8 protein-coding genes and 1 riboswitch are annotated in these 8,611 nt (G+C 31.5%); of the genes, 2 read left to right on the top strand and 6 right to left on the bottom strand.

Translation table 11 applies throughout. From position 1 onward, the window contains the following. Positions 1-40 precede the first annotated feature (40 nt). A complete protein-coding gene (locus tag O3801_RS04000) occupies positions 41-475 on the bottom strand; it encodes a Dps family protein (RefSeq protein ID WP_371454131.1) in 435 nt (144 codons plus the stop codon). Between the two features lie 253 nt (positions 476-728). On the opposite strand from O3801_RS04000, the gene yidD reads away from it, so the two are divergent. Continuing rightward, a complete protein-coding gene (yidD, locus tag O3801_RS03995; RefSeq protein WP_371454130.1) occupies positions 729-980 on the top strand; it encodes a membrane protein insertion efficiency factor YidD in 252 nt (83 codons plus the stop codon). 240 nt (positions 981-1,220) lie between these two features. Here yidD and O3801_RS03990 read toward each other — a convergent pair whose 3' ends face one another. Continuing rightward, the gene (locus tag O3801_RS03990) at positions 1,221-1,736 is read right to left on the bottom strand and encodes a rhodanese-like domain-containing protein (protein ID WP_371454129.1); all 516 of its coding nucleotides are present in this window, start codon (positions 1,734-1,736) and stop codon (positions 1,221-1,223) included. Between the two features lie 288 nt (positions 1,737-2,024). Further along, positions 2,025-3,299 (bottom strand): ferrochelatase, encoded by a 1,275-nt coding sequence (gene hemH / locus O3801_RS03985; RefSeq protein WP_371454128.1) that lies wholly within the window; start codon positions 3,297-3,299, stop codon positions 2,025-2,027. 302 nt (positions 3,300-3,601) lie between these two features. Here hemH and O3801_RS03980 point away from each other — a divergent pair, with 302 nt between their 5' ends. Beyond that, a complete protein-coding gene (locus O3801_RS03980; RefSeq protein WP_316446579.1) occupies positions 3,602-3,958 on the top strand; it encodes a DUF1310 family protein in 357 nt (118 codons plus the stop codon). 113 nt (positions 3,959-4,071) lie between these two features. Here O3801_RS03980 and O3801_RS03975 read toward each other — a convergent pair whose 3' ends face one another. The 3 genes from O3801_RS03975 to O3801_RS03965 all read right to left on the bottom strand — a co-directional run bounded on the left by O3801_RS03975 (position 4,072) and on the right by O3801_RS03965 (position 8,484). Beyond that, the gene (locus O3801_RS03975; RefSeq protein WP_371454127.1) at positions 4,072-4,632 is read right to left on the bottom strand and encodes an ECF transporter S component; all 561 of its coding nucleotides are present in this window, start codon (positions 4,630-4,632) and stop codon (positions 4,072-4,074) included. Positions 4,633-4,839: 207 nt separating this feature from the next. Continuing rightward, positions 4,840-4,952, bottom strand: a riboswitch (FMN riboswitch). Between the two features lie 136 nt (positions 4,953-5,088). Beyond that, the gene (gene glmS / locus O3801_RS03970) at positions 5,089-6,891 is read right to left on the bottom strand and encodes a glutamine--fructose-6-phosphate transaminase (isomerizing) (protein WP_371454126.1); all 1,803 of its coding nucleotides are present in this window, start codon (positions 6,889-6,891) and stop codon (positions 5,089-5,091) included. A 786-nt stretch (positions 6,892-7,677) separates the two neighbouring features. Continuing rightward, entirely contained in the window at positions 7,678-8,484 is an 807-nt protein-coding gene (locus O3801_RS03965; RefSeq protein ID WP_294682912.1) for a DUF6612 family protein, read from the bottom strand. Between the last annotated feature and the right edge of the window lie 127 nt (positions 8,485-8,611).

Here is an 8,611-nt window from a genome sequence, read left to right as displayed (position 1 = left end):
TATTCATTGTGATAATTGCAATGAATAGTTTTTTTGTGTATTAATCAGCTAAGTAAGCTTTTAGCATCCAAACATTTTTCTCTAATTGAGTTTTCAATCCTAATGCTAAGTCTGAAGTACCTTGATCTCCTTCGTCTTCAGCTACACCCATAAGGTGAGTTAAATCGTTGATTAATAATTCGAAGTCGTGGAATACAGCTGCAACCATTTCAGAAGTTGTTTCTTGTTCAGTTGCTTCTTTGATAGTTGCGATTTCTAAAGCACCTTTAAGTGTAGAAACTGGACGACCTCCAATTGCTAATAATCTTTCAGCAACTTCATCTAAAGATTCAGTTGTGTAGTTATAGTAGTTTTCAAATACTTCGTGTAGTGTGTAGAAGCTACGTCCTTTTACATACCAGTGGAAGCTGTGTAATTTTGTGTATAATACTGTTAAGTTAGCAACAAGTTTGTTTAATTCTGTTGTACGTGTCATATTGATGTCTCTCCTTTATTTTTGAATTTATGATTAAATTATAGCACCATGAATTTCTCATGTAAAGCTAATAAGCTTATAAAAGTTATTGAGAATTATTCTCTAAAAAGAATGTTGATTTAGCAATGTTTCCTGAGGTGAAAAAATATAAGTGATAATCGATATCATATAAACGTTAGGCATAGTTATTAATTTAAAAATTTGAAATAAACTTTATTAGTTGATAAAATAAAGAGCGAAAGGGGTAGAATCGATGGCAAGATTGTGCATAATTTTAATAAAACTATATAGACGATATATATCACGTTATACAAAACCAACATGTAGATTTTCTCCAACTTGTTCAAGTTACGCTTTAGAAAGTTATAAAAGATTTGGCTTTTTTTTAGGAACGTATCTAACTGTTAAGAGATTGTTAAAGTGTCATCCTCTATATAAAGGTGAGTATTTTGATAATGTACCTTTATTTAAAAAAGATATATTTAAATTTAGAAAAAAGAAATAAAGAGGCGCTGAAATATGCGGCCTCTTTATTTTGGGCGAAATTGTTATTTGGATAAAAATTAGGAATGTTTGATCATGTTTGCAGAACTAGAAGAAGTTCTCTTACAAAATAACTTTTCTAAAAATTTATCTAATTAAGGTATTTGTACGGTAAATCCTCATAATTACCTACAAATGTTAAATTATATTGCAAGTGTGCGGTAAATCCTCATAATTATCTACAAATGCAAAGTATTTGATGTTATTTATCGATGCTATTTCCTGCATCTAACCATGCGGCAATTCCGCCCGGGAATCTATAGACATTTTTATATCCTGCTTCTTTTGCTAATGTTGCACCAACATGGCTTCTTTCACAAGCTGTAAAACCGCAGTATACAACAATTTTTTTATCCTTGTTATCCCCTAAAGTTTTTAAAAATGCTGCTTTTTCTTCTGGTTTTAGATCCTTCATTTCTTTTGGAAGACCAGCATTAACTGCACCTTTAATTTTTGTTTTTTCAAATCGATCCGCAGGAATTGTATCAACTAGAATCATATCTTCCTTATTATCTATAGATTTCTTCAATTCATCTGCGCTGATTAGATTGTAATCCCCTGTTTTTGTTGCTTTAACTAGTTTTATAGCTGCTTTTTCTACTTCGTTTTCTTTACCATCTTTTGCAGAACGGTTAAGCCCATCCCCACTGCTGCAACCTGCTAAGGAAATTGAAAGTAATATACTAGATAAAGCTAGTGTGATTTTATTTTTTTTCATAAAGTCAGCCCTCCTTTAACTTTCACTTTTATTATAACACAAAAAATTACAGATAAAAACAAAATATAGTATAAAATTTATTATTCTTAAAAAATATAAAATTACTGATTAACCTTGATTTTAATATGTAAACTAAAAATTATATAATGTATTAGATAATTTATGATAAAAAATTAATAAGTTTATTAATTAAAATTACTGTTAAATATCAAAGTAATTTTTTATATTTTTTATGTAAAAATTAAGACTCCAATGGATTACGCATTAGAGTCTGTGAGTTACTAATATTTATTTTTTGTTAAGGATTGTTGAGATTGATTTAAGTACTTTTAAAACAACTTTGTCTTTTTTATTAGCTAATGATTTCATAATTGAATTAGACGTTTTAGTATTTTCTTCATTTTCTTTATTAGCTAGCATCTTTTTAACGAAGTCAGGCATTTCAGGTTTTTCGCCATCTTTTTTATTAGCTAACATTTTCTTAACGAAGTCCGGCATCTCCGCCTTTTCGCCGTCTTTTTTATTGGCTAGCATTTTTTTAACGAAGTCAGGCATTTCAGGTTTTTCGCCATCTTTTTTATTGGCTAACATTGCTTTAACGAAGTCTGGCATCTCTCCTTTTGGTTTATCCATCTCATTAAATGTTGTCTTCTCTGGATTATGTGAAATAAAAGGATTGTTTTTATTAGCTTCAATCGTTGACACAAGAGCCTCAATTAAACGAGAATCGTAGTTCGGCATTGGTGGTCTATGATAAGTTACTCCAAACTCCTCACAAAGTTCACGACACTCAACATCATTATCGAAAAGAACTTCAATGTGCTCGCTTATAAAGCTAAGTGGAACAAATATATAATGCTTAGGATGTTCTTTTTGATCTCTTAGGTATTCAAGAACATCAGGTTTAATCCATGGCATACCGATATCACTTTCACTTTGCCAAGTATTCGTATAGTTTTCTTTTTCAAGACCTATTTTTTCGGCTATAAGTTTTGTCATATCAAAGATTTGATCTACGTATGGATCATTATATTTTAAAGCTATTTCAGGTACGCTGTGTGCAGAGAAAACTACTTTATAGCTATCTTCTTTTACTTTTTCAGTAATAATTTTTTTAATTTCATCTGCCCAGAATTCAATTAACTTCTCTTCTTTGTACCAAGATTTAATTATATTAAATTTAATTTTATCACTCTTAATAAATCTTTCGTAACCCATAATAGAGTAGAATGAATAATGTGGTTCAAGAATTAAACAAATACATTCTTCTATACCATCATCTTCCATTTTTGAAATTATATCAGGGATATAAGGTGAAGAAAATTTATTGGCAAAGTATACTTTATATTCATCTTTTACAGATTCCCTTAAAAGTTCAACTTCTTTGAGTGTTATCTCCTGAAGGGGAGAACCATCAATGCGAAGATAATTTTTTAAAAGTAGATTGATTTCTTCGTCGTTAGGGCGAACTCCTCTTCTAATGTTTGTGAAAAATTTTGCTATACCTTCGAATGTATATTCTTCAGGTGTTCCATATGTCATTACTAAAATAGCTTTACTCATTTTATTACCTCTCAAAATAGTATAATCAACTATATTATAGCACTTTTTGTACTAAAACACACTAATAATTATTCTATTACAGAAAAATATTATAGATTGCGAATACATTCCCTATAAATTAAGGTTTAGACCGATATTTTATTTTATAATAACTGTGTCAAAAAGATGATATTACTATAATAATTGAAAAAAACTATTGAAAAAATGGCTAAAAAGTTATAATATAAAAGTTAACTAAAAAGTTTACTAATAAGAGAGTTTAAGAATCTCCAATTGGTTGATGAAAAAGGAGGAAGTGTTAAATGAGAAAGAAAATATTCGGAGCGATAACTTTTATTGCGGCAATTGGTGGCGTTATTTATATGAAAAATAATCCTAAATATAAGGAGATTGTTAGAGTCGTGAAGACTGCTGATGCACGTGGTTTTTACGAAAAAATAATTTTAGAAAAAGATAAACTTGCATTCACAGCAAAAGCAAAAATTAAAGATTACAAGATTGATTATGAGAGTATAAGAAATGTTGGAGAGAAGATTTACGCACGTCTAATAGTGAATAATGATGAGAAGTTAAATATTGATACGGTGATAAGTGAGAAAGATACGAATGTAGAAGAAGTATCACATTCAGAAAAATTGGATGAATTGTTGAATAAGTAACAGAACAGATTTTAAAAAGTATTTCCTAGGAAATTTTAAAAAAAGAAATCCTCCATTACAGTAAGGTGATGTAATGGAGGATTTTTCATGGTTAAATTAATTATTATCTATTATTATGCGAAACGGCTACGAATACTAGTTGGTATTGATTTGTAAACACTCTTAGTAACGAAGAATAAGAATGTTACTAAAGCACCTTTAAGTAGATTGAATGGTACAATACCAGCCGCTACGATTGTTTTCACGTTAGTCACGATGTCTGCTAAGTTCATAATATATCCATAAGCTGGAAGTAATACGAAGTAGTTAAGAAGTGACATGAATACTGTTATTGCTAGTGTTCCTAAGATTCCACCAATAATAGTTTTAGCAGTACCTTTTTTATAGAAAAGAACAATGATACTGATAAAAGTGAATTCTACTACGATATTAGCGATTGATCCGATTGGTTCATGTGATAATAAAGCAAAGTGTAGGAAGTTTTTTAAGAATGACACTAAAAGTGCATCTTTATATCCTAATAATAACAACGCCATGAATAGCGGGATGAACGTAAAATCAAATTTTAGAAATGGTGGCAAGAATGGCACAGCAAAACTAAAAAAAGATAGAAGTAGAGCAATAACTGCAAGCATACCACTCAAAACTAGTGAGTGAACATTTTTTTTATACATTTAAAACCTCTTTCCTATCTTCATAGGCAATAAAATAGCCGCAATACTATTCTTAAAAAGGTGTTATTCTAAATCTACGTTAGATATAAAAAACACCACTTTAAAAATTTTAAAGCGGGACTGAAAGGTATGAAAAATAAGCGTTACACTATAAGCGGTACAACGAAAATACATACGTAATAGACTGCATGTGTAAGTTTATTTATTCTATATCTTCTATCATCCAGACTGTACTGTCGGTTTTGGAATTTCACCAAATCAGCTTGCGCTCGCGGACTTTGACCGCCGGTCGGGAATTTCACCCTGCCCCGAAGATAATTAAATTTATTATTTATACGTTTATTATAAACTGAAGTCTCTAAGTTGTAAAGAGAAAAGGCTTAACTTCTTAAAAAAAATAGATGAAAGCAGCTCAGAAATAATTTTCCGAGCTGCTCAAATATTGTGTTTTTAAAATTATTCTACTGTTACTGATTTAGCTAAGTTACGTGGTTTATCCACATCTAGTCCTTTAGTGTAAGCTGCGTAGTATGCGAATAATTGTGTAACTACGATACTTGCGATTGGAGCAAGATCTTCGTTTACGTTAGGGATTGCGTAGTCACCTTTACGAGCTAATTTTTCTAATGTAATGATTAGAGTATTAGCACCACGGCTAGCTACTTCACTTACGTTACTGCGTGTATTTAAGTCTAGTTTAGCACTTGTGATAAGAGCTACTACAGGTGTTCTTTCTTCGATAAGAGCGATTGTACCGTGTTTTAATTCTCCCCCGGCAAATCCTTCTGTTTGAATGTAAGAAACCTCTTTAAGTTTTAAAGCTGCTTCACATGCACTATAGTAGTCGATTCCGCGTCCGATATAGAATGCATTGCGCTCTGTGAATAAGTTTTTAGCTAAGTCTTTGATAGTTTTTGTATCATCTAAGATTGATTCGATTGCAGAAGTAATTACTGATAATTCTTGCTCGATATCAAATTTAGGTTGTCTTGAAAGTTGTTTAGCTACTTCGTAAGCTAGTATGCTTAGTGTTGCGATTTGAGCAGTATATGCTTTAGTAGATGCAACGGCGATTTCAACACCTGCGTGAAGTAATAATGTATAATCACATTCGCGAGATAGGGTTGAAGCATCAACGTTAGTAAGTACTAAGAATTTGTAATCTGCATTTACACTACGTAATTTTGTAAGTACTGCACGTAAATCAGCTGTTTCTCCTGATTGAGAAAGGAAGATGAACATTGGTTTTTTAGATAATAATGGTACATTGTAAGCAAATTCTGATGCTAAGTGTACTTCTGTAGGAATACCAGCCCATTTTTCGAAGTAGTTTCTTCCTACTAGACCAGCGTTGTAACTTGTACCACATCCGATGATGTATAGTCTATCTGCATCTTTTACGTTGTTAATAATTTCGCTATCAATATTAATATCATGTCCATCGAAGTAGTGAGAGATGATATTACGCATAGCTCCTACTTGTTCGTGAATTTCTTTAATCATGTAATGCTCGTGGATACCTTTATCGATTTCCCCAGCATTTAAGTTAGTTGAGAAACTTTCACGCTCTACAACATTACCTTCTTTATCTTCGATAGTTACGCTATCTTTCTTCACGATAACAAACTCACCATCGTTGATTTCTAAGAAGTTGTTAGTGTACTTAATCATTGCTAAAGCATCACTACCAACATAGTTTTTATTTTCTTCTCCTAGTCCGATAAGAAGTGGACTTTTATTTTTTGCAACATATAATGTGTCTTTATCTTCTGTATCGATTAAACAAAGGGCATAAGAACCTTGAAGTTTAGATACAGCTTTTTTGAAAGCTTCTTTAGTGTTAAGCCCACGATCGCTATAAACTTGTACTAATTGAACGATAACTTCAGTATCAGTTTCAGAAACAAGTTCTACACCTTTGAAAAATCTTTCTTTAAGTTCTTGGAAGTTTTCGATAACTCCATTGTGAACTAAAATAAAACGTTTGTTGAAGCTTTGGTGAGGGTGAGAGTTAGTTGTGTTAACTCCACCGTGAGTAGCCCAACGTGTATGACCAATACCTAATTCTAGGTGAAGTCCTTCAGGGATTAGGGCTTCTAGATTTTTAATACGACCTACAGACTTAGTAACGCTAGCTTCTCCATTAACAACACCAGCAATACCAGCTGAGTCGTATCCACGATACTCAAGGCTGCTAAGTCCATCGATTAAAAATTTAACTCCATTTGCTTCTCCAACAAATCCTACAATTCCACACATATTAAAAATTCCTCGCTTTTTTCTTTAATTTATTTTATAGAAAGTACTATAAAGTTTTTATACCTATGCTCAAAAATATTATACTTCTTGAAGTTTATTATACTTAATCAAGTTTATGTAAACCTTAAAAGAAGACATAATGAGCCTATAGAGAGGGGATAATGATTTTGAAGGGTGGGTATTTTGTCGTCACTTCGTTCCTAGAAATATTAAGATCTACCCCAGCAGTGGCAACTAAAGTTTTTAGCGTCATTCTTCCTTAAAAACTAAGTTGCTGTTGCATACGCTGTACCTAAGTATCTTGTCGTCACTGTGTTCCTAAAGATACAAAGGTACACCCCAGCAGTGGCAACTAAAGTTTTTTGTGTCATTCTTCCTTAAAAACTAAGTTGCTGTTGCATACGCTGTACCTAAGTATCTTGTCGTCACTGCGTTCCTAAAGATACAAAGGTACACCCCATTGTACATTATCTAACGAAACTCTCTGGTTCCGAAAAAGCATCCGCCGAATTTTCGATAACTTTTTTCCTCGTCAACTAAATTCAATTTAACCTTTAGAACTTAGTTCGGGCGCTATAATTATAAATTCAAATTACCTCCTAATATTTTAATTGCACATATTATTATACTAGATGAAAAGCGCATTGTAAACTGAAAGGATATATTTACATAAACTCAAATATAAAAATAAAGTATCTAAAAATTTAACCTTAATTTTTAAATTGTAGAAATACAAAATTGATTAATAAAAAACCTACTTACTTTTTGAGTAAGTAGGTAATATTATTATTGTGATTTTTGAGTATCAGCAGCTACCTCTTTAGCATTTTTTACTTCATCAGGTAGTTTGATTTCTTTAACGTTGTTTACGTTAGAGTATTGAATGTTTTGTTTGATTTTCATTGTTGTTGGAGTTGATGTGTTTTTAGTAGCAAGCTCCATGTTTACTTCGTTAGTTACAGGTGTGTAATCTTTAGTAACAACAAGTTTGATTGTAACATTTTTGAAATCAACGTTGTTGAATGCACTAGCATTTACTTCGTTTCCAGAAGATGCGTTTGCTACAGCAACCATAAGATCTTTAAATTGGTCTCCACTTCCTGTGTATGTTAGAACGTAGTTTCCGTTTTCTTCAGTTTTCTTGAAGTCTTTAGCAATTTTTTTGTAGAATTCTAAGATTTGTTCTGAGTTTGCGATTTTTTTAAGATTTTCGAATTGAGCAGTAATGCTGCTGCTTGAGCTTTTAACCCACTCATCTTGTCCTGTTGATTTTGCATAAGCAGTTCCATCTTTAATGTATAATTCTAGTGTTTGGCTTTGACCTTGAGCTTTCACATCAGTAGTAGCTTTAATTGCTAGAGGATCGATGATCAATGATCCTGATACAGTATTTTCAACTGTTTGAGTTTGCTCACCAACTAAAATTTCAGAACTGTTAGTCGCTACGAAATCTGTACTTTTTATGTTTTTTGATGATTCTACTGATTTATTAACGATTTGTTCTGTAGAAGCTCCTGTGCCACAAGCAGCAAGAGTAACTGAAAGAATAACCGTTGCAATAAGCAATAGATATTTTTTTAATGATTTTGTCATGTCGCTCTCCTTAATGTTAATGTAAATAGATTAATTAATCACAAAAAATCTACTTTTATAAATTTAATTTTATAGAGATATTCTATCATATTATAACTTATATTACTACATTATAGGTTCATTTTTT

The organism is Gemella sp. 27098_8_149 (assembly GCF_041433745.1).
In the GTDB taxonomy this organism is placed as follows: Bacteria; Bacillota; Bacilli; order Staphylococcales; family Gemellaceae; genus Gemella.
The sequence above is the reverse complement of the archived record's forward strand: the minus strand, read 5'-3'. Positions and strand labels throughout refer to the sequence as shown.

What these genes read in the sequence shown, in the direction of transcription:
- O3801_RS03965 (WP_294682912.1), bottom strand. Translation starts at nt 8,484, where the DNA reads ATGACAAAATCATTAAAAAAATATCTATTGCTTATTGCAACGGTTATT.
- O3801_RS03975 (WP_371454127.1), bottom strand. Translation starts at nt 4,632, where the DNA reads ATGTATAAAAAAAATGTTCACTCACTAGTTTTGAGTGGTATGCTTGCA.
- yidD (WP_371454130.1), top strand. Translation starts at nt 729, where the DNA reads ATGGCAAGATTGTGCATAATTTTAATAAAACTATATAGACGATATATA.
- O3801_RS03990 (WP_371454129.1), bottom strand. Translation starts at nt 1,736, where the DNA reads ATGAAAAAAAATAAAATCACACTAGCTTTATCTAGTATATTACTTTCA.
- hemH (WP_371454128.1), bottom strand. Translation starts at nt 3,299, where the DNA reads ATGAGTAAAGCTATTTTAGTAATGACATATGGAACACCTGAAGAATAT.
- O3801_RS03980 (WP_316446579.1), top strand. Translation starts at nt 3,602, where the DNA reads ATGAGAAAGAAAATATTCGGAGCGATAACTTTTATTGCGGCAATTGGT.
- glmS (WP_371454126.1), bottom strand. Translation starts at nt 6,891, where the DNA reads ATGTGTGGAATTGTAGGATTTGTTGGAGAAGCAAATGGAGTTAAATTT.
- O3801_RS04000 (WP_371454131.1), bottom strand. Translation starts at nt 475, where the DNA reads ATGACACGTACAACAGAATTAAACAAACTTGTTGCTAACTTAACAGTA.